The sequence below is a fragment of the Acetobacter nitrogenifigens DSM 23921 = NBRC 105050 genome (assembly GCF_000429165.1).
In the GTDB taxonomy this organism is placed as follows: domain Bacteria; phylum Pseudomonadota; class Alphaproteobacteria; order Acetobacterales; family Acetobacteraceae; genus Acetobacter; species Acetobacter nitrogenifigens.
Map to the genome: position 1 here is coordinate 285,266 of NZ_AUBI01000002.1, position 20,832 is coordinate 306,097.

Below are 20,832 nucleotides of genomic sequence, written 5' to 3' on the forward strand. Positions count from 1 at the left end.
CCCTCGGGACGCTTTCCACCGCGCCGCGCGTCAGAGGCGGGGCGGCGCGAACGCCTCAAGAAGGCGGATACGCTTCGTCGGCCGATACGCCCCAGACGGAGGAGCGACGCAGCCAGCCATCATATTGGCGCACTGACACCTTGCACCACGCTGAGCCCGCCGCACAGGTGCGTAACGTGCCGACCACGCCAGGTTTCAATACCGCGACGACAGGGGCGCTGTCGTCGCCTGATGCGCGCAGCATCACTCCGCCGGACGTCTTCAGGGCGTCGGCTTCCGTCGCCACAGACCCGATGACGCGCGATTCCATGTGCCCTGCGGGCGACTGATCCGCGTGTCCGGTCGACGATTGGGCCGACATCTGACCCTGCTGAGGCTGCGCGGCGCCGGGCGTCGCCGCCGGCGTTTCGGGGCTTGCGCCCGGCACTACAAAATCTCGCGATCCAACCAACGTCGCCTGATGCACCCACCCTTTTACACCGTCCGAATCCTCGACCAGACGCCAGACGTCGAATTCGCGCTCAATCACCACCGGCAATCCTCGACGATGATACACCCACTGGATAGGGTAACGCTGCCCAGGCCCGGCCCGCATGTTGACTTCGTCGGCCCGGAAGGCCGCAAAACGCGGCAGGGGCAGACCGGTGTTCGTTCCCTTCTGTGCGTCGGGGGCCGCTGCTGGCGCGCCCGGCGCGCTGGCGTCCGGTTGCTGCGGAGTCGGCGCACCGTCCGGAATGGACTTGGGCGCCGGGACCACAGCGCCTGCGGCCGGAGCCGCATGGTGATGCGTAAGCGGATGCTTCGCCGGATGATGGTGGGCGGCGGATTTGTGCGCGCTCTCTGGCGTGGCTGGATGCTTCGCCTTGGAGCCCCCTTCATGCGCCGCGTGATGCGCGTGCGCGCCATGCGCCGCCTTGGCGGCGACCGGCTTTGCCGTTGCCGACTTCGCGGTTGCCGCCGTCTCTGCGTGATGATGGTGATGATGATGCGGCGGCGCGGTCGTCGTGTCGGCCGCATGGGTGCCGACGGCGAACGTGACGGATGTCGCCAGAAGCGTGGCGGCGCACAGGGAGCGAGTGGCGGTCATGCGCGCATCCGTGCCAAGCCCAGCGTCTTACGGCAAGTGGCTTCTGCAAGCGACGTGCTGAATTCTCTTGTGTGAAAGTGCGCCTGATGTCGCTTTCACAGCGGACAGGCGCGATCCAGCAGCAAAGACAGGCAAGGCCCCAGCGCTGCAGAAAGGAAGGCCGCACATCCCATCGTCAACGCTGGAACCATGATGACGGACGACTGTAACGCACCCTTGAAAACAGGCGGAACAACACAAAGCAAACATAAAGACCGCCTACGCAAGGCCCCGAGTCGCGCCTGATCGCCTACAGCGACGGCGGCGCTCATGAAGCGGCGCCCTTAAATGCCTCCAGTCAGGAAAATTAGACCGCATCGAGCTTCCTGACGAAGCAGGGCGCAGGCACAGTGCGCGATTGAGGACGGCAATCGCATGCAGCGGCGAGCCCTGCGCCCAGTCTGAACGAGGAGTAATTAGGACCGGATCAGGAATCTTCCGGGCTTACGTTGCGATCGGGGCGGCCTCTGCAGAAACCCCGCCGCACACCGGGCAATGTGGATCGCGACCGATGCGAATCGTGGTGAAGCGGGCCGCAAGCGCGTCCCAGAGGAGAAGCCGCCCGTCCATGCTCTCCCCGAGATCGAGCAACTCCTTGAGGGCCTCTGTCGCCTGAAGCGTTCCGAGAACGCCCGTCACTGCGCCGAACACGCCTGCGTCGCCACAACTCGGCGCGTCGGGCGCAGCTTGCGTTTCCGGATAAAGACAATAGTAGCAGGGACCGCCGCGATGCGGACGAAAGGTCGTCAATTGTCCCTCGAAACGAGTGACGGCCGCCGAAACAAGCGTGCGTTTCGCTGCGACGCAAGCTCTGTTGACCACGTAGCGCGTGTCGAAATTGTCGCAACCGTCGCATACGAGGTCATACCCGCCGACCAACCCTGTCGCGTTGCCGTCGGTCAGGCGCACTGCATGCGTCTCGATCGTAATCTCAGGATTAAGCGCCAAAAGCGCGCGGGCGGCGGACTCGACTTTCGCGACTCCGACACGGTCGGTCGTGTGCAGAATCTGCCGCTGCAGATTGGACAGTTCCACCTGATCGTCGTCGACAAGGCCGATCCGTCCGACGCCCGCCGCCGCAAGATAACAGGCGAGCGGACTCCCAAGCCCTCCAGCGCCCACGATCAGGACTGATGAATTGCGCAGGCGCATCTGCCCGGTTCCGCCAACCTCCGGCAGAAGAATGTGGCGGGAATAGCGCTGAATCTCGCTTTCTGTCAGATCGACAAACACTGGCGCCTCGCACGTCGGAAGACCGGTCAGGACCACGCGCACAGATGGAAGCGTGGCAATAACCCAGTGATTTTAAGCGCATACATTGAAAAATCGCCAGAGCGAACGCCCGCGACGTGGCCCCGAACAACGCCCTGAATTGGGGTCATGTATTCCTTAAAGACAACTTCACGTTTTCGTGATATTCGCGATGCCGAGCAGGGCCATGAATGCATGGCTGCGTTGCGCATGTTATGGTGAAGTTCAGTTAACAGGATTCAACCATGAAGGCCGCCGAGATCATTCCCTACACGTTCATGACGGACTGCCCGCGCCGTCGCAGCGCGCGCAAGGTCTGTGTCGCTGCGTTCGTGACGTCGTTCGCGATCTATGCAGCGTCGCCCTTCATGGCGATGTGGTCGATCGCGACGTCGGTCCGGCAGCACGACATGGTTGCGCTTGGCCACTCTATCAACTGGGGCCTGCTCGACGCTTCGCTGAAACAGCAGGTGCTGACGGATCTTAATCTCCAGCCGACGAACGCATCGGACGACCTGCCAGCCTTCGGCGAATCCTTCGCCACCAATGTTGTGTCCAACGCCGTCGATATTCACGTCACGCAGAACAATCTCGGCGTCGTGGTGGACGAAGCCATGGCCGCGATCCCCAAGGCGACCGGTGGCGGGACAATTTTCGGAACGCTGAGACACGCCTCGGGCCACTTCACGCGTCTCGACACGTTTCAGGCGCAGGTCACCCTTCCGGGACACGAAAACGACACGCCGCTAGCCATCGAGCTGCGGATCGAAGGCTGGAGGTGGAAGCTGACGCGCATCGATCTGCCCGCGCCCAAACATCCCGTGATGGAAGCCTCGGCGACCCCGCATAACGCCTGAGCGCTCTGAGGCGGGACAGGGAATGCTCCCGCCCGCTCTGGCCCCGTGTTCCGGTCGATTCTTACTTGCCAGCGGTAGCGGGCAGGTCTTCTTCCAGCACGACCAGATTGATCGCGTAAGACACTTCACCCTCGTCTTCGTCGCGATGAACGGTGCCGACTACTTCGCCGTTAACAGCGATTTCGACGGACAGGCCCGGACGCGGCGGCGGGTTGACGGTCAACCCCTTTGAATCCAGCAGACGACGCAGGCAAACTTGCAGCCGGGCAATTTCAGATGATGAGATCGTGCTCAAGGATCAGTCTCCAGAGTAGAAATACTACCGTCACGCCCCTACTCGGGTAGCGCGCCGCCTATTTGACGCCTTCCTGCCTGGAGGCCGGCAGGCAGAAGCAGGTTCGGCTGGGCTATAAGTGTTGCGCCCCTACATCGCAACCACGTTCTTGACGCTCATCATGGATGGCGTGCCCCGCCCCGCATCGTAATGCGGCCCACTTTCTCCAGACTCGCCTGACCGCACCAACACTCTGTGTCTCGAGAACGGCGCTGCTCCACCAGACACCGCCCACATTACACAAATGCGGTTGCAGCTCGATACGCAGAGCGCAACCAAGCGTGGTCGACAAGCCGCACATCCAGTTTACGCCCGACAAAACGGAGAAACTGCCTGCATCACACAGGTTCTCTGGCAAGCTTAACAGGCTGCTAACAACCGAAACGTCAGAGATTACTTGCTCGTGGGATATTTTGTTCGGCGGCATCTGAGGTTACTGACGCGCGACAATGCGAACAGACTCCTGTTTCGTATATTTAAACAGAAGTCTCAAAATTTGATTTCGGCACACGAATCCGAATCGAATAAGTAAATTCACAATATAAATTCAAATATTTCCAAAAATTTTATTGTAAAATACCTTAATATATTAACTCAATACGCCACGACAAAAAACACATCGTATTTCGTCATAATCAAGACCATTCGACCACAAATTTTTCAAAACGACAGATAATCTGATAGGATTAAAACCGTGTCTATTACGAATGGTAATAATGTCAATATTGTCAACTTTTGCGGCAAAACTCACCCCTGCATAATTTTCTCCATTATCATTATGTCTTTTTAACCAAGACGGTTTAAACTCACTATTCGTATATTTGAACAACAAATAATCTGGAGACGTGTCTGGCGTGAGCGTTTCAACAGCCGCTACGCTATCGCGCGTATAAGCAGGCAAACCCGCGTCATCAACAGCATAATGGTGCGCTGAATAATATCGCAATCTCACATTACTATGGCCAAGCCGCATCGGAGACCCAAATGTGGTAGACCAAAGGCCATGTGCGCTAATGAGGCAGGTTCTCGACACCATCCCGGGATTGTAGAAGCGATACAGGTTGTCGCCGATCTCCGCCCGATTTTGTATATTCGCCATTCTACATACTTTCGCGCAGAGGTTTCAAAACATCGGAACCGTTGCACAGTCATGACACCAGAAACACCAAGACTACGTTACATCTGAAATAACACTCAATAAAATTCTCTTGAATTTCCTAAAGGAAAAAGTACATTGCCTGACTGACGCAAAGAAATCGCTGCTACCGCAATATCTCCCCGATCACCCGAGCAGTGTAATCCACTACCGGGATAATCCGCCCATAATTGATCCGCGTGGGACCAATCACGCCAATGGCGCCGACGATGCGGTTCGCCTCGTTCCGCGCCGGCGCCACCACCATCGCCATGCCGGACACGCCGAAAAGCCCGCTCTCCGCTCCGATAAAAATACGCACACCGTCAGATTTTTCCGCAAGCTCCAGCAGACGCAGCATGGAATCCTGTGTCTCAAGCCGCTCGAACAGCATCTGGATTGTCGACAGGCGTTCGATCTCGGTGATGTCTGACAGAAGCCGCCCTTGTCCGCGCACGATAAGCGTGCCGCCGCGCCCCTCCACGCTCCAGGTCGCAAGGCCGCTCGCTACCACCTCGGCCGTCAACTGATCAAGTTCCGTGCGATTTGCGGACATTTCCTCATTTACGCGTCCGCGCAGTTCCGTCAGTGTCTGCCCGGCTGCGCGCGCATTGAGGTAATTCGTCGCCTCAACCAAAGCCGATGGCGGCGTCCCGACTGGCGTCTCGATGACGCGATTTTCTACCTGCCCATCGGCGCCCACCAAAACCACCAACGCGCGATTGCCGCCCAGCGCGACAAATTCGATATGCTTCACCGAGCCTTCGCCTTTGGGCGCGATGACCAGACTCGCCGCCTGCGACAGGCCGGACAACATGGAGGACGCCTCCGTCAGCGTGTCCTCGAGCGAGCGCCCACGCGTCTCCAGCGACTGGCTGATGGACTCCCGCTCCTCGTCGCTGAGGCTGCCGAACTGGAGAAGGCCGTCGACAAACAGCCGCAACCCTTTTTCTGTCGGAAGACGCCCCGCCGATGTATGGGGGGAGAACAACAGCCCGGCATCCGTCAGATCGGCCATCACGTTGCGGATGGTGGCCGGAGACAATCCCATAGGCAGGCGTTGCGACAAGGTGCGACTGCCCACCGGGTCGCCCGTGGCCACATAGTGTTCGACCAGTTCCCGCAAGATGGTTGCGGATCGACGGTCAAGCCCCGGCGGCAGCGCTCTGCGTTCCATGCCCAGTTTACCGTTCATGCGGTCGATGACCCGCCTCCCTGAGACACCGGACGCTCTCCACTCAGAGCAGATCGCCGCCATGCGCTTACACGTTCACTTCTGAGTCTGGGGAACGTCCGGCCTCCTGACAAGGGCGCATCGCCTCGAACGCGGCGTTGGCCAAAGCCGACACCGGAGTTCCCGCCGGGGTGGCCAGCGCGCCGCCGCCCGGCTATGCAGCGGCCCATATATTGTTCTTTGCGAAGGATCCTTCCATGCGCCCTTCAGGCCGCGCCCATGACGCCATGCGCTCCGTCACTATCGAGACCGGTTTCGCCCATCACGCCGAAGGCTCGGCCCTGATCCGCGTCGGCGGAACCGAGGTTCTGTGCGTCGCCAGCATCGAGCAGCGCGTGCCGCCCTTCCTGAAGGGCAAGGGGTCGGGCTGGGTCACGGCGGAATACGGCATGCTTCCGCGCGCTACGCACACGCGCGGCAGCCGCGAAGCGGCGAAGGGCAAGCAGTCGGGCCGCACGCAGGAGATCCAGCGCCTGATTGGCCGTTCCCTGCGCGCCGTCACCGACCTGAAGGCGCTTGGCGAGATGAGCATCACGCTCGACTGCGACGTTTTGAACGCCGATGGCGGCACCCGCTGCGCCTCCATCACCGGCGCCTGGGTCGCGCTGCGTCTGGCTCTGGGAAAGCTGCACCGCGAGCGCGTGCTGACGACCGTGCCCCTGATCGGGCAGGTCGCGGCGGTTTCCTGTGGCCTGACTGACACAGGCGCGGTGCTGGACCTCGACTACGTCGAAGACAGCGCGGCGGCGGCGGACACCAACTTCGTCCTGACGGCCGCGGGCGGGATCGTCGAAATTCAGGGCACCGCCGAAGAAAAGCCGTTCTCCGAGGAGGAGTTTCTCACCCTTCTCGGGTTGGCGAAAAGCGGCATGAAGACCCTGTTCGCCGCGCAGGACGCAGCCGTCGCCGCCGCCGAGGCGGCGTGAGCGCGCCCGCCGGGCTGGAGGCGGGAAGCCGCCTCGTCCTTGCGAGCCACAACAAGGGCAAGCTGGCGGAATTCTCCGCCCTGCTCGGCGGGTTTGGAATCACGGTCATTTCGGCGGGCGAAATCGGCCTGCCGGAACCCGATGAGACCGCGACGACCTTCACTGGCAACGCTAAACTGAAGGCCCTCGCCGCCGCCAAGGCGTCCGGACTTCCCGCACTCGCGGATGATTCCGGTCTTTGCGTGTCGGCTCTGGGCGGCGCGCCCGGAATCTACTCGGCGCGCTGGGCCGGGCCGGACAAGGACTTCGACGGGGCGATGCGCCGCATCGAGGAAGGGATCGGCGGCGACGAACGCGATGCGTGGTTCGTGTGCGTTCTGTGCCTGGCTTTCCCGGACGGTTCGACCCGCAGCTTCGAGGGGCGGATCGATGGCGCGATTGCGCCCGCGCCGCGCGGGGCCGCAGGACACGGCTACGATCCGATCTTCATCCCGGCTGGCGAGACGCGGACGTTCGCCGAGATGAGCGACGACGAGAAAAACGCGATCAGCCACCGCGCGCGCGCCTTCGCTGCGTTTCGCGCCGCCTGCCTCCCTTGAGGCGTAAAAACAGCCAGCGCTTTCAGACCGCAGGCGACTACACGGCGGCCCGGCACCGGACGCAGGAAATACTCGCCGGATCGTCCTGACGAGTATTCCCTGCGTTACGCTCAGTAGCCGCTGCTGTTTGTCGCCGCAGGTTGGGTCTTGCTGGCCTTGGTCGGCAATTGCAGAACGCCCGGCTTTGGGGAGAGCGTTTTCTTCGTCGTGTCAGACGCGCCGGGATCGCCGCTCGGGAATATCGCGTCGGGTTCGGCTGAAGCCGCCGGGGCGGCGCTTGCAGCGGCAGCGGGCACGCCAACAGGCTCAGCGGTTGCAGCCGAGCCGGTCCCATCCGCAGTGGGAGCGTTTGCCGTCACTGTAGCGCCCACTCCAGCCCCGGACACAGCGGGAGCTGCGACGGAGGCAGCGGCCGCAGGCGGACTTTGCTGCGGCGAGCCGTCCAGAGACTGAGACTGGATAGCGCCGTCGGTCGGCATGCCGCCCGCGTCCACAAGCCAATCCCGCAGGTTACGTTTGATCTGGAACTCCAGCTCAACGTTCATGTCCTGCGTCATCTGCTTCGTCAGATCGTAGAGATTGCCTTCGCTGTCGGCGTTTCCCGAGTCGAGATTCGGCTTGAAATCGCGAGTGACGTGGGCCTCAGCGACGCCAAGCTGCTGCCCGGTCGGCGACAGGATGTCGATATGCACGTCCATACGGCCCGACAGGGTTCCTCCGGGGCCGTGCACGATGGACGCCTGATCGATCGTAAACGTGGCGGAGCCGCTCTGCCCGGTCGCCGCAAGACGGTCCTGAGCCAATTGCAGCAAAGCCTGATCAGGAGGAATTGGCGCGCGCGAGGCTTCATCGCCAGTGGCTGGCGTCGCGTGGTCGATGGACTGCAACGTCGCGACGTTCAGATGGATCTGACCCAGATAGCCGAACTGGTAAGGCGGAAACGACCGGGGTTGCTCGTCGGAACAGGCGGAAAGGAAAGCCGGGGCGCCCAGCGCCGTCACACAGAGCGCCGACGCTCTGGCGAACGAAAGAAAACCGGCGAACCGGCGGCGATCACGTCTCATCCGAACTGTCTCCGTATCGGTGTCGCGACCGGCGTAGAGAAGTCAGCCGGATGCGATGGAATAGTTTGATCACTCCGCGCGATCCGTCCAGACGGATAATGCTGATCGGCGGCCCGCGCCCGCCCGACGTCTGCTCGATGGAGGCGAATCCCGACGTCAGCGTTCTCCTGTCTGGTGAAGGGCCGAGGTCGCGCGACGCAAAAGATCATTCTGCAAAGACTCTAAACGCCGAGGGTCCAAACCGATCATGCTTCCGGAACGCCGCCAGCAGTCGCCTCCCCCTCCGGCGTCGTCGCCGCCCCAACGAAACGCCCCTGAAACGCGTCCCCTACCTGAGCCTCGCTCAGCAGGTCATCCACGGGTCCGGCTATCGCCGCGCCTGCTTCTGAACGAACGGTCTGGGCGGTCGTTCCGCCAAGAGACAGCAACGACGCCGACCCCAGAGAAAACCCGGCGGACATCCGCACGACCGTTTGCCTCGGCAGCGCCGCCGCACGCGCGGGATCGGCGGCGAACCAGGACAGCAGGCGACGCGGAAGGGCGTCAAGCGTCCCGGAAGCCGCGGCGCTGACGATCAGATCGACCTGCGGGCAATACAGAAAAGGCGACGCGCCTTCCTTCGCCCCGAGTTCCGGAGCGACGCCAAGATAGAACACGGCGTTCACCTCCGGATCGACGAAGCGCGTCACGCTGAAGCCGTTTCCCACCAGGACATGATGACCCCGCAGAACCGAGCGCCCGGTAGGCGACAGCACGACCGGCTCCGCCTGCTCGGCCAACCCGTGGGCGGCGGGAAGCATCTGCTGCAAAACCGCGATGTCGAACACAACGCCGTCCTGCAAGGCAAGAGATGAGCGCTCTCCGTCGCTCCCGGCGCCGACCTGACGCAACGGAGGCTGCGACTCCAGCCAGCGATTCAGCAAGTCATCGCGCAGGAGCGCCGGCATGCGCGCGACGGCGGCTGGCGCGGCGCCCGAGATCGGACCCGGACACATCTCGCAAAAGACAGACTTGCGCAGCGTATGAAAGAAAGGCGCAATCGCGCCGACGATCATCGACCGCTCCTCGGGCCTCAGATCCGCAAGGGCGCTGGCCCGGTAATTCAGCGTGCGGTCAAACAGCCAGAAGGCGTCGCGCCCCTCATCATCCCGCAGATACAACAGCGGCATGGGCAGCAACGCGGGCTCGAACGCCACAGCGCGCCATCCCGGATACAGGCGCGTGACGGGCTTCCCCCGGATACGCAGCGGGTAGTCCACCTGCCCCACGCGCACCATGAGGGCGCCCTTTTCAGGCTGGGCGCTTTGCTCTGGAGTCGATCGACCCGGGTTCTGGTCGGTCACGGGCCTCTCCTCCACAATCATGCCCATCGGCGTTTCTCCTGCGACCGGATCTGACGTCGAGAAGCGGCAACCCGCTCATGGGCTGTCCGGCTACGGCCGTTAGCGGCGCCCATTTGAACCCGCAAGACCTATGATTGTGTTACCGCGCGCTCACGCCGAACGCGGACCGACCTCTTCGCGAGAAAAGCGGAAATCGACGTTGCAGAATTCACAGGTCATCACGATCCGGTCCTCGACGACCATGTGATCGAGCTCGTCCTCGGAAAAACGCCCCAGAATATCGACCAGCTTTGCGCGTGAGCAACGGCAGCCATATGCGAGCGCTCTCGGCTGCCCCACCCGCAGCGATTCCTCATGAAACAGCCGGTTGAGCAGTTTCTCGGGCGGAAGTCCGTCGTCCAGCAACTCCGCAGCCGTCAGGGTACGGGCGAGGATCGTCGCCGTTTCCCAGGCGTCTTCGTCTTCAGGCGCGGAAACCCGGCTGGCGCCGTCGCCGAAATCATCAGTCACGACGCCGCCTTCAGAGGCGATGCGCTCCAGAATCAGTCCGCCGGAACGCCAACCCTCCGACGTCCGTTCGCACGCCAGCATCAGCCAGCATGCATGCTGCTCGCTCGTTTCGAAATAATGCGTGGCCATGGCGGCGAGGTCGTCGCCGACGATTTCGACGATCCCCTGATGCCGATCCATATCCGCACCTTGATCGACGGTCAACGCCAGATACCCGTTGCCGAACAGTTCGCGATCGGAAGGCGTCGCAACCTCCCCCAGCAACGCTGGCAGAGCTTCTTCGTCACTGCGGGCGTAGAACCGCAGCGACCCGGCATCCGTGCAATCTGCGGCAAGCAGACTCAGCGGACCATCACCCTTGACCTGTAACGAGAACGACCCCTGAAACTTCAACGCCGAGGAAAGCCCCGCGACAAGCGCCAGCGCCTTGCCTGCCAAAGCATTGACCTCGGGCGTATTGTCATGGCGTGAGAGCAACGCGTCGGCCAGCGCCCCCAGACGAACCAGACGCCCACGCACCGGACGCCCTTCCAGATGAAACGGGGTGACGCCGCGCGGGACGACCATATCGGGAACGTCCGGACGTCCACGGTCCAGAAAAGCCGGCGTGTCGATCATCGTTGATACTCCTGCGAACGACCAGGGCCGAACGCGGCTTAGGGCATCCTTGTCCAACCAGACGGCAACAACCGACCGGCCACGGATGCTGGCCAAAACAAAAAACTGAGCCTTGTCTGCACGCCGGAGCGAACGGACAAGGCTCTCTTGAACCAGACATGCTGGCGCACGCCATATGCAGCCTGCAGAAACCGCGCAGAAGGCTGGTTATCAGCGAGCCTTTTCGATGAGAGGCCGCCGCATAACGGCTGGACGAGGCGATCCCCATCGTCCTCGCTGCAGGCTGGCCGCAGCGACTGCCGACGATCCGCCGGAACCCGGCCCCAGCTCAACTGCTCAAAGCGAGGAGGTCAGGTCCGCCTCGACGGCCTCAAGAGACTGCTCGAACGCCATAAGCGCCTCCGGCGACAACGTAAAACCAGCCTTCAACGCACGCAGCAGCCCTTTGCGGCAGGCGTCGTGCGCGACGTCCAGATCGACAGGCCCGGTCGTATTGGCGAGGCAGCCGATGTAGGAATCTTTCAGCGGGCGCAACGCCTCGGCAGGCAGACCAAGCATCGCAAACGCCTTGTCGATTTCCGGTTCCAGCCATCCCGGTCCGGCGGACACGTCCTCCGTGGCGGACGGTCGCAGCGGCCCATCTTCCGGACCGCTTCCCAGCGCGCCTTTCCGTTCGCCCGTCACTTCTCCTCCTCGCCGAAGCGGGTCCAGTTCTCGCCGCAGAGAGACCAGATCAACAGGCCTTTCTGAGCGTGCAGCCGGTTCTCGGCCTCGTCAAACACAACCGATCGGGGGCTTTCGAACACCTCTTCGGTCACTTCATCCCCGATATGGGCAGGCAGGCAGTGCATGAAAAGGGCGTCAGGCGCAGCACAGGCCATCAGCGCGCGATCAACGCGATACGGCTCCAGCAAAGCGATCCGTTCAGCGGCGTCTTCGTCCGACATGCTGACCCACGTATCGGTCAGCACACAGTCGGCGCCGTCAACCGCCTCTCGCGGGTCGCAGGTGACATGTATCGCCCCACCCTGCTCAAGCGCCCAGGCGACGACATCCTTGTTCGGCGGAAGCTGGGCGGGCGTCGCAAGACGCAATGTGAAGCCAAAGCGCACGGCGGCCTCGATCAGCGAGGTCGCGACGTTGTTGCCGTCGCCCACCCACGCCAAAGTACGACCGGCGATCGGTCCGCGATGTTCCTCAAACGTCATGACGTCGGCGAGGATCTGCACCGGATGCGACGCAGGCGTCAGGCCGTTGATGACCGGAACGCTGCTCCATTGCGCCAGCTCGCGCAGGGCCGCGGCGCGGCCGGTTCGCAGCACGATGGCGTCGAGGAAGCGCGACAGCACGCGCGCGGTGTCGGGCACTGACTCGCCGCGTCCGAGCTGCGTCTCTGACGCAGACAGCACGACGACCTCTCCACCCAGTTGACGCACGCCGACTTCGAACGACACACGCGTCCGCGTGGATGGCTTGGACAGCAGCAGACCGACGCTGCGCCCGGCCAGCGGCGCAGCCGGGTGCAGAGGACGCGCGCGGTTACGCTGCATCCGCTTGACCCCTGACGCGACGTCAAGAATCTGTCGCAGCGTAGCGCCGTCCAGATCACGCAACTCGAGGAAGTGACGCGGCCCCGAAAGTTTCGGTGGCTCGGACGCGACCTCCACGGTCGCGCCGCCCCATACCGCTGCTGCGGTTGAAGCGGCGCTCATTGCGCCGCCTCCAGAACTGTCGAACGGACCGCCGTCGCCGCTTGCCGCAGACGCGCCGCCGCTTCCTCACAATCCGCCTCGGTGATCACCAATGGCGGCGTCAGGCGCAGAACATTGTCGCCCGCTGTAACAACCAGCAGACCTGCGTCACGCGCCGCAGCCTGCACCTCGCCGACCTTCGGAACGCAACGCAGCCCGATCAGCAGACCCATGCCGCGCCGCTCCGAGAACACCTCGGGAAAGTCGCGTACGACGTCGTCCAGCAAACGACCGAGAAGCGCCGCCCGGTCATTGACCTGATCCAGAAATCCGGGAGCCAGCAGCACGTCAAGAACAGCGTTGCCCGCAGCGCAGGCCAGTGGATTGCCGCCGAACGTCGTGCCATGCGACCCGGCGACGAGGTGACGCGCCACCTCCTCCGTCGCCAGAATCGCGCCAATCGGAAAGCCGCCGCCAAGCCCCTTGGCGCTGGACATGACATCCGGCGTCACGCCCGCCCATTCATGGGCGAACAGACGTCCGGTGCGACCCATGCCGGTCTGAACCTCATCAAAGCCGAGGAAAAGTCCGAACTCGTCACACGCAGCCCGCAGTTCGGTCAGGAAACGACGGTCCGCCGCTCTGATTCCGCTTTCGCCCTGAATCGGCTCCAGCATGATACCCGCAGTCTCCGGCGTGATGGCGTCGCGCACGGCGTTCATGTTGTTCAGCGGCACATGATCGAAGCCGGGCGCGCGCTCTCCGAACCCGTCTAGATAGGTCGCATTGCCGGTGGCGGAGAGCATGCCGAGCGTACGCCCGTGGAAAGCCCCGTCGAAGCAGAGGATACGCGTACGCTCCGGGTGGCCGGATTTCGCTTGCGCGCGGCGGATGGCTTTCACCATGCCTTCGTTCGCCTCTGCGCCCGAGTTGCAAAAAAAGACGCTGTCGGCAAAGGAATTGGCGACCAGACGCTCAGCCAGGCGCTCAGCCTGCGGAACACGAAACAGGTTCGAGACATGCATCACCTGCGCCGCCTGCCCGGTGATGGCGGCGACCAGGTGCGGGTTGGCGTGCCCCAGAGAGCAGGTGGCTATGCCCGCTGCGAAATCGAGAAATCGTCGCCCGTCCGTCGCGTACAGCCAGGCGCCTTCGCCCCGCTCAAAAGCGAGGTCGGCGCGGTTGTAGGTCGGCATCAGGGCGGGAATCATCGAATTTTACGCTTCTGTCTTACGTTAAACGGATGAAACGAAAACAGCCCGCTGCCGAAAGCAGTCGGGCGGCTCATTTCATATCTATGATGACGGCGCGACGGCTCGGAAGTCAAACTCCGTCGCTCTCGAAGACCGCTTTTCTCGCACAGTTATCCGGCGAATGAACTGTAAAGCAGCTCCAGATTAAGCACGAGAATGATCGCCGCCACGATCCAGGCCACCGCCGCATAACCCAGCGAGATTGCGAACGTCCCCATACGTTTCCGGTCAGCGACGAACCAGACCAGTGGGATGACGGCGAAGGGCAACTGCATGGACAGCACGACCTGACTGAACATCAGCAGCTTGCCGACGCTCCGGTCGCCGAACAGGACGGTGGCGACGATGACCGGCACGATGGCGAGCCCGCGTGTCAACAGGCGTCGCGCCCACGGCGGCATACGCAACTGCACGAAGCCCTCCATGACGATCTGCCCTGCAAGCGTGCCGGTGATGGTCGAATTCGTGCCCGCCGCGAGCAGCGCCACCGCGAACAGGGTGGAGGCAATCCCCATGCCCAGAACCGGCGAAAGCAGCCTGAACGCGTCTTCCAGTTCCGCTACGTCGCTGTGCGGACCGCCATGAAACGCGGCCGCCGCGACGATCAGGATGGCTGCGTTGACGAACAGCGCGAGCGTCAGGGCGATAGTGCTGTCCAGCGTCGCCCAGCGAAGCGCTTCCCGCCGACCAGAGGGAGTCCGCTCATAAGCGCGGGTCTGAACGATCGACGAGTGCAGATAGAGGTTATGCGGCATGACCGTCGCGCCGATAATGCCGATCGCGATGTACAGCATCTTCGGGTCTGTCACGATCTGCGTCGTCGGGATGAAACCGCGCACGACGGCTGCGACCGGAGGCGCGGCGGCGACAAGCTGCACAGCGAAACACAGGGCGATCACCATCAGAAGCGCGATGATCATCGCCTCCAGATACCGAAACCCCCGCCCCATCAACCCCAGCACCAGAAAGGCGTCGAGAGCCGAGACGAGAGCCCCGGCAAGCAGCGGCAGACCGAAAAGAAGCTGCAGGGCGATGGCCGCACCGATCACCTCGGCCAGATCGCAGGCGATAATCGCCAGCTCGCACGCGAGCCACAGCAGAAGATTGATCGGACGCGGAAAGTAATCGCGGCACGACTGCGCCAGATCACGGTCGGTCGCTATGCCCAGCCGCGCTGACAGCGCCTGCAGGATCACCGCCATGATGTTGGAGAGCAAAATTACGCTGAGCAGCTGATAGCCGAACCTCGCGCCGCCCTGCAGGTCGGTAGCCCAGTTGCCTGGGTCCATATACCCGACCGACACCAGATAGCCCGGCCCGACAAAGGCGAGGAAACGACGAAAGGCGGACGCGCCGCCAGACGGAACGCCGACGCTGCCGAACAGCGTGGACAGGCTCCGTTCTTCCAGACTGACGCGAGAACCGTCAGGGGATGACGGCGTCGACCAAAGCTTCAGCACGTGTGACTTCTCCGCAGGAGCCCGGCTTGTCCACGCCCGACTCCGCACTTTATGCAGCATGCTATATTTTTGCGTCGCGTCAAAGCTCCATATGCGCCGCCCCCGGCAGCGCGAGCGGCGCTGGCGATCCGCATCATCGGCTGCTGCGAAATGGAATGCAGTCTCCCAAGCGTGACAACCGGACGGGCGCATGCGCCGTCATCTCGCCACGTTTGCGCCCAAGGGTCGGGAACGACGACGCGAGCGCGGAGAACTCATCATGGAAGAATCCAGCGCCATAACGGGATTTGGCTGGGGGCGGCGTGGCGACGAGCCACTACCGGACACGCCTGTAACGTGGCTCCGCGCGCAGACGCTCACACCGGATGCCGCGATCTTCACCGGCCTTGGCGAAAGCGCCGACGGTCTGATCGCCCTGCGCACGCAGCGCAGCGAAAAAATCCGGGACAACTCTCTGGTCAAACCCGTCTTTCAGGCTGAAGTCGCAGCCCAGATGGAACAACTTCTGGTTTCGGAACAACCTTTCCGGGAGAGGCTCGCCTGGTTCTGGTTCAACCACTTTACCGTCAGCCTGCGTCAGGGCGATACGCGCGCCGTGATCGGCGCCTACATGCGCGAGGCGATCCGCCCCAATGTCACCGCGCGTTTTTCGGACATGACTCTGGCTGTGATGCGTCATCCGGCCATGCTCATGTATCTCGACAACACATCCTCGACGGGCCCTTCCAGCCCAGTCGGGCTAAAAGCCCATCGCGGCCTCAATGAGAACCTCGCGCGGGAATGTCTGGAACTGCACACAGTCTCGCCGCAGGCCGGGTACACTCAGGCGGACGTGACCGCGTTCGCCGCGGTCCTGACCGGCTGGACGGTGAACATGAACGCCGAGCGTCCGGGGTTTCAGTTTCGAGCCAACGCGCACGAACCTGGCGAAAAAACCATTCTGGGACGAACCTTTCCCGAAGGAGAGGAAGGCGGCGTCGCGGCGTTGCAATTTCTGGCGACCCATCCGACGACATATCGTCACCTCGCCACGAAGCTGGTGGGGCATTTCGTCTCGGATGCACCGCCGCCTGCGGACGTCGCCCATGTGGCGGCCGCGCTGCACGATACACAGGGCGATCTGGGCGCGGCCGCTCTGGCGCTGATCGAACTGCGTCACGCCCCCCGCAGGCGCTCCGTCGGGGAACGGACCGACAAGTTCCGTACGCCGATGGATTTCGCCGTGGCCGCGATGCGGGCGCTCGACCGGGCTGGACCACGCCCATCTCCCGATGCGCCCCACTCTCCCGCGCACACGCTCGCCGGGGCGCTGGGCGCGCTGGGACAGCCGCTGTGGACGGCGCCCCTGCCCAATGGCTGGAGCGACCGCGCCGCCGACTGGTCGGCGCCCGCCGACATGATGGCTCGCGCAGACTGGGCTTATCGCATTTCGGCGGGCGTACATGAGGGAAATCCCCTCGACATCGCACACGCAACCCTCGGCCCCGCCCTGCGGCCCGCCACCATCGAGGCGATCCTCCACGCGGGCTCCCGTCAGGCCGGGTTGACCCTGCTGTTCTCGTCACCCGAATTTCAGAGGCGCCAGACATGTTGAGGCATTCCCTGCTGATCCGTCGCCGGTCCGCCCTGCTCGGCCTCGCCGCAAGCTGGGCTCTGGGCCGGTCCTCCCTCGCGCTCGCCGGGACGCCGGACGGCGACGACGACCCGCGTCTGGTCGTCGTCATTTTGCGTGGCGCGCTGGACGGCATGGCGGCGGTGACGCCGTATGGCGACCCCTCGCTTACGGCGCTGCGCCGAGACCTGTTGCCGCCGGAGCCCGGCAGGGACGGCGGGCTGCTCGACCTTGGCGGTTTCTTCGGGTTGCACCCCTCCCTTTCGGGGATGCAGCGCCTCTACGCCGCCGGCCAGATGTTGCCTTTTCATGCCGTGGCCGGCCATTACCGCAGCCGCTCGCATTTCGAGGCGCAGGACTACATGGAAAGCGGCGCCGACCAGAGGCTCAGCAGTGGTTGGCTGAACCGCGCGGTCTCCGCCCTTCCGAAAAACAGGCATGGCGCGGAAGGCGCTGGGCTTTCCCTCGGGCTTTCGGTCCCGCTGTTGCTGCGCGGTCCGACCACTGTCGCCAGCTACGCGCCCGAGGGCGGTCGACGACCGGACGCAGACCTCTACACTCAGATCGCTGCGCTGAATGCGAAAGACCCCGTCACAGGACCCGCCTTTCGCAACGGCCTGACCGCCCTTGGTTTTTCCGCCAAGGTGCTGGCCGGAGACGCGCCTCCGCCTGCCCCCGGCGGACAGAAACCCGGCGCGTTCGCAATTCTCGCGGACGCGGCAGGACGCATGCTCGCTGACCAAAGAGGACCACGCGTCGCAGCGCTTGAAATGGGCGGATGGGACACGCATGCCGCTCAGAAAGGACGCCTCGCAGGTCCCATGCGGCAGCTGGATATGGGCATGGACGCCATGCGTCTGGCCCTTGGTCGGACGTGGGATCGCACAGTGGTTCTGGTGATGACAGAATTCGGCCGCACCGTTCGCATGAACGGCACCGGAGGCACCGATCACGGCACCGCGACGGCGGCGTTTTTGCTCGGCGGCGCGGTTGCGGGCGGGCGTGTAGCCGGGACGTGGCCGGGGTTACAGGCGGCGCAACTGTTCGAGAACCGCGACCTAGCGCCGACCTCGGACCTTCGGGCGGTCGCGAGCGGCGTGCTGCGCGACCATCTGCGGCTCAGCCCCTCGGCGTTGACGAACGTGTTCCCCGGCCCTGCCGTGGCGCCGGAGAATGGCCTGGTGAAGGTTTAAGCACGTGGACGCAGGCCTCCTTTAGAAGGACGCTGCGATCGTGCCGTAAAACTCACGAGGCGCCCCGACAAAAAGGTTAGCGTTGTCATCGCCGGACACCGACGCCGCGCCATAGGCGCTGCTGATGTAGTTTTTGTTGAACAGGTTTGTAATGCCGAAAGACGCCTTGATATTGTTCGCAAAGCCGATCTTGCCGAAGTCGTAGGCGAAGCTGGTCGTCGCGAGCCAGTAGGCGGGGATGTATTCGTCATTCATGTAGGTCATCGGACGCGAGCCGATGTAATTGACGTTGAAGTTGAACATCGCTCCGCGCCACGTGTAGTTCAGATTCGCCTTGTACGTGAATTTTGGGTAGTAAACCTGATGTTTTCCATGAATGTCGTAGCTCTGCCCACCGTAATTGATTGAATGGGTCAGATACTGCGCGTCGTTCCAGCTGAAGCTGTTGGTAATCTCAAGTCCGCGCACCGGCCTGATCGTCGCCATGACGTCGACGCCGTCCATGGATTCACGCCCGACGTTCATGTAGGCGCTGTTCGCTGTCGCTGAACTGCCTTCCGTAATGGTCGCCAGACGATTGTAGTAGTCCGTGTGATAATAATCGACCGACCCTGAGAAGAACCGGGAATCGTAGCGGTATCCGACGACGTAGTTCCAGGTCCGCTCAGGCCGGAGGACTTTCTTGTTCTCGTTAAACACCGTCTGCGCCGAGATCGTGGAGTTGCCGAGACCGCCCCACGCCGTGCCGGATTGCGTCTGGGAATAATAGTCGTACGCGCGGAGGTTTTCTGCGATGTCGATATAAAATTCGTGATGGTCAAGAAAGTGATAATCAAAATTGAAGTGCGGCAAGAACGCACCCGAGGACGTCAATGTGCCGTTGGCGGCGTGACGGTAATAGGTGTTCCAACCCTCTGCATCGAGTTCAGATGTGTAATCATCCTTTGTGCCGCCATGCGTCGTCTGCGTGAGCGACTTGAAACCGGCGAGCAGGGTCATGCCCGGAATGATCGTCCAGCGATCCTGCAGGAAGAACTGGAACGTATTTGTATTGTATGTGTCGTTAAACCACGTATGCCCGGTCCCCGCCTTGAAATCCGAATTCCAGTTGTGGGCTTCGTTGAGACCGTCTTCGTAGAGGCGCTGATTGTAGATCCAGTGATTATTCTCGTACCACACACCGGCTTCGATGTGGTTGTGGTGCGGCGCTTCGTAAGAGAATTTCTGCGTGAACCCGAGACGACGCATAAAAGCGTGCGCCATCTGCAGCGCCATAGGGACGCCAGTCACGGTGCCATCGGGTTGAAGCGTGACGGCTCCGTAGCTGGGCGACGTCACAAAATTGTTCGTGCCGCCGTGGATATCGCTGCTCACGTTGCCATAGATGACAGTGTCTGACGTCACGTTCTTGAACAGATCATAATGCGTGTTGATCGACGAAAGATACGTGCGCTGAACCTGGGACGCGTCCCATGCGTAATCGCCGATTTCGTCGTTCGACAGAACGCCTTCATAGCCGGGAGGCACTTCGCTGGTGTACTGCGCGTAATACGCCCACAGCTTGGCCTTCGTGTAATCGGGTTTCAGATAGGTCGAATAACGCCCCATCTTCTCCCACATGTTTTTAGTCATCGTCAGGTAGTTGCCCTGCGTAAAGTTACCGTAACCAAAAAACGCAGTGACTTTTCCCTTGTCGCCCAGCGGCTGAACGACTTTCGCATCGGCCTGAATTTCGCTCTGGTAGCCCTGACCTTTCCACATATCGGTGTTTGTGCGCGCGAAAGACGCGTAAAATTTCGTTCCCGTGGAGTTGAGAACGCCACTGTCTACACGGGCATACGTGCGATATGCGTTGTAACTGCCGAAGGTCTGGCTGACTTTGCCGCCGGCCTTATCCGCCGGATCGGACGACACATAAGTCATGGCGCCGCCAAGATTTTGAGCCGAGAAAGAGTCAAGGGCTCCGGCGCCCTGCGACATCGTCATTCCCCCGATGTCGTCCTGAATCATGGCCTGAGTAATCGACACGCCGTTATAGTTGGCGAAACCTTGCGTCCCGAGCGGAATGCCGTCCAGCGTCGCCCCGATCTGCATCTGGCTGAAGCCGCGCACGTACAGTGTGTTGCCGTATGTGTCGAGGCCGAACGCGTCCGTTGACGCGAAGACTGCGCCCGGCGTGGTTTGCGCCAGCACCTGCATCGGGTTCGTGCCCGCAACGAAATGATCCATGGTCTTGCGTGTTACGGCGACTTCCGCACTGTGACTGCGCACGCGATCGGTGCGAACTTCAATCGCTTCCTGATCATGACTGGTCATCGAGGTTGCACGCTTATGCGCAGCGGCGCGGCGCGCTGGAGCCGGGGCAACGGGAGAACCGCCTTGCGCGGCGACCGCGTGAGAGGCGTGCTTCTTGTGCGCCGACGCCTTGCCATGAGTCGCCTGTCCTGCATCGGACGGAGCGGCCAACGCCGCTGACTCCATGGCCGCTACCCCCGCTATCGCCGTTCCCAACAGTAGAAAAAATCTGGAACGGCGGGCGCGGCGCGTCAGCGGAGTTATGGTCATAGTCAGAACAGCCCCATCGAAAAAACGAGAATCACGACATGACGAACCAAAATCAGGGCTG

The 20,832-nt window shown here is 62.4% G+C and carries 18 protein-coding genes; 5 read left to right on the top strand and 13 right to left on the bottom strand.

Annotated features, from left to right (window positions below; all coding sequences use genetic code 11):
- Positions 1-55 precede the first annotated feature (55 nt).
- Positions 56-1,087 carry an SH3 domain-containing protein gene (locus G442_RS0104190; protein ID WP_051291905.1) on the bottom strand — a complete coding sequence of 344 codons (1,032 nt, stop codon included), beginning with the start codon at positions 1,085-1,087 and terminating at the stop codon, positions 56-58.
- Positions 1,088-1,570: 483 nt separating this feature from the next.
- Complete coding sequence (locus G442_RS0104195; protein WP_026396974.1) at positions 1,571-2,359, bottom strand: HesA/MoeB/ThiF family protein; 789 nt, start codon at positions 2,357-2,359, stop codon at positions 1,571-1,573.
- A gap of 263 nt (positions 2,360-2,622) precedes the next feature.
- On the opposite strand from G442_RS0104195, the gene G442_RS0104200 reads away from it, so the two are divergent.
- Positions 2,623-3,234, top strand: a complete 612-nt coding sequence (locus G442_RS0104200) for a DUF2939 domain-containing protein (protein ID WP_035376149.1) — start codon at positions 2,623-2,625, stop codon at positions 3,232-3,234.
- 61 nt (positions 3,235-3,295) lie between these two features.
- On the opposite strand, the gene G442_RS0104205 is transcribed toward G442_RS0104200, so the two are convergent.
- From G442_RS0104205 to hrcA, 3 genes are all read right to left on the bottom strand, one after another.
- Complete coding sequence (locus G442_RS0104205) at positions 3,296-3,529, bottom strand: DUF3126 family protein (RefSeq protein WP_026396976.1); 234 nt, start codon at positions 3,527-3,529, stop codon at positions 3,296-3,298.
- Between the two features lie 628 nt (positions 3,530-4,157).
- A complete protein-coding gene (locus tag G442_RS26525; RefSeq protein ID WP_154660345.1) occupies positions 4,158-4,667 on the bottom strand; it encodes a putative adhesin in 510 nt (169 codons plus the stop codon).
- A 163-nt stretch (positions 4,668-4,830) separates the two neighbouring features.
- Positions 4,831-5,898, bottom strand: a complete 1,068-nt coding sequence (gene hrcA / locus G442_RS0104210; RefSeq protein ID WP_026396977.1) for a heat-inducible transcriptional repressor HrcA — start codon at positions 5,896-5,898, stop codon at positions 4,831-4,833.
- Positions 5,899-6,134: 236 nt separating this feature from the next.
- Between hrcA and rph the strand changes: the two genes are divergently transcribed.
- Both rph and rdgB read left to right on the top strand, forming a co-directional pair.
- On the top strand, positions 6,135-6,863 hold the full coding sequence (gene rph, locus G442_RS0104215; protein ID WP_026396978.1) for a ribonuclease PH: 729 nt from the start codon (positions 6,135-6,137) through the stop codon (positions 6,861-6,863).
- Complete coding sequence (gene rdgB, locus G442_RS0104220) at positions 6,860-7,462, top strand: RdgB/HAM1 family non-canonical purine NTP pyrophosphatase (protein ID WP_026396979.1); 603 nt, start codon at positions 6,860-6,862, stop codon at positions 7,460-7,462. The genes rph and rdgB overlap by 4 nt, the downstream gene beginning before the upstream one ends.
- Positions 7,463-7,572: 110 nt before the next feature.
- Here rdgB and G442_RS20835 read toward each other — a convergent pair whose 3' ends face one another.
- The 7 genes from G442_RS20835 to G442_RS20840 form a co-directional block, all read right to left on the bottom strand.
- Positions 7,573-8,526: a hypothetical protein gene (locus G442_RS20835; protein ID WP_084440354.1), complete on the bottom strand. Its 954-nt coding sequence runs from the start codon at positions 8,524-8,526 to the stop codon at positions 7,573-7,575.
- A gap of 245 nt (positions 8,527-8,771) precedes the next feature.
- Positions 8,772-9,869, bottom strand: a complete 1,098-nt coding sequence (locus G442_RS0104230; protein ID WP_146882170.1) for a hypothetical protein — start codon at positions 9,867-9,869, stop codon at positions 8,772-8,774.
- A 150-nt stretch (positions 9,870-10,019) separates the two neighbouring features.
- Positions 10,020-10,994 carry an Hsp33 family molecular chaperone HslO gene (hslO, locus tag G442_RS0104235; protein ID WP_026396981.1) on the bottom strand — a complete coding sequence of 325 codons (975 nt, stop codon included), beginning with the start codon at positions 10,992-10,994 and terminating at the stop codon, positions 10,020-10,022.
- A 339-nt stretch (positions 10,995-11,333) separates the two neighbouring features.
- Entirely contained in the window at positions 11,334-11,681 is a 348-nt protein-coding gene (locus G442_RS0104240; protein ID WP_035376151.1) for a hypothetical protein, read from the bottom strand.
- Positions 11,678-12,709, bottom strand: a complete 1,032-nt coding sequence (argF, locus tag G442_RS0104245) for an ornithine carbamoyltransferase (RefSeq protein WP_084440355.1) — start codon at positions 12,707-12,709, stop codon at positions 11,678-11,680. The genes G442_RS0104240 and argF overlap by 4 nt, the downstream gene beginning before the upstream one ends.
- Complete coding sequence (locus G442_RS0104250) at positions 12,706-13,899, bottom strand: aspartate aminotransferase family protein (protein ID WP_026396984.1); 1,194 nt, start codon at positions 13,897-13,899, stop codon at positions 12,706-12,708. The genes argF and G442_RS0104250 overlap by 4 nt, the downstream gene beginning before the upstream one ends.
- 152 nt (positions 13,900-14,051) lie before the next feature.
- Positions 14,052-15,401: an Nramp family divalent metal transporter gene (locus tag G442_RS20840; protein WP_371863393.1), complete on the bottom strand. Its 1,350-nt coding sequence runs from the start codon at positions 15,399-15,401 to the stop codon at positions 14,052-14,054.
- Positions 15,402-15,591: 190 nt separating this feature from the next.
- Here G442_RS20840 and G442_RS0104265 point away from each other — a divergent pair, with 190 nt between their 5' ends.
- Together G442_RS0104265 and G442_RS0104270 are read left to right on the top strand one after the other, a co-directional pair.
- A complete protein-coding gene (locus G442_RS0104265) occupies positions 15,592-16,995 on the top strand; it encodes a DUF1800 domain-containing protein (RefSeq protein ID WP_246789320.1) in 1,404 nt (467 codons plus the stop codon).
- An 8-nt stretch (positions 16,996-17,003) separates the two neighbouring features.
- Entirely contained in the window at positions 17,004-18,206 is a 1,203-nt protein-coding gene (locus tag G442_RS0104270) for a DUF1501 domain-containing protein (protein WP_026396987.1), read from the top strand.
- 21 nt (positions 18,207-18,227) lie between these two features.
- Here G442_RS0104270 and G442_RS0104275 read toward each other — a convergent pair whose 3' ends face one another.
- Positions 18,228-20,771, bottom strand: a complete 2,544-nt coding sequence (locus G442_RS0104275) for a TonB-dependent receptor domain-containing protein (protein ID WP_026396988.1) — start codon at positions 20,769-20,771, stop codon at positions 18,228-18,230.
- Between the last annotated feature and the right edge of the window lie 61 nt (positions 20,772-20,832).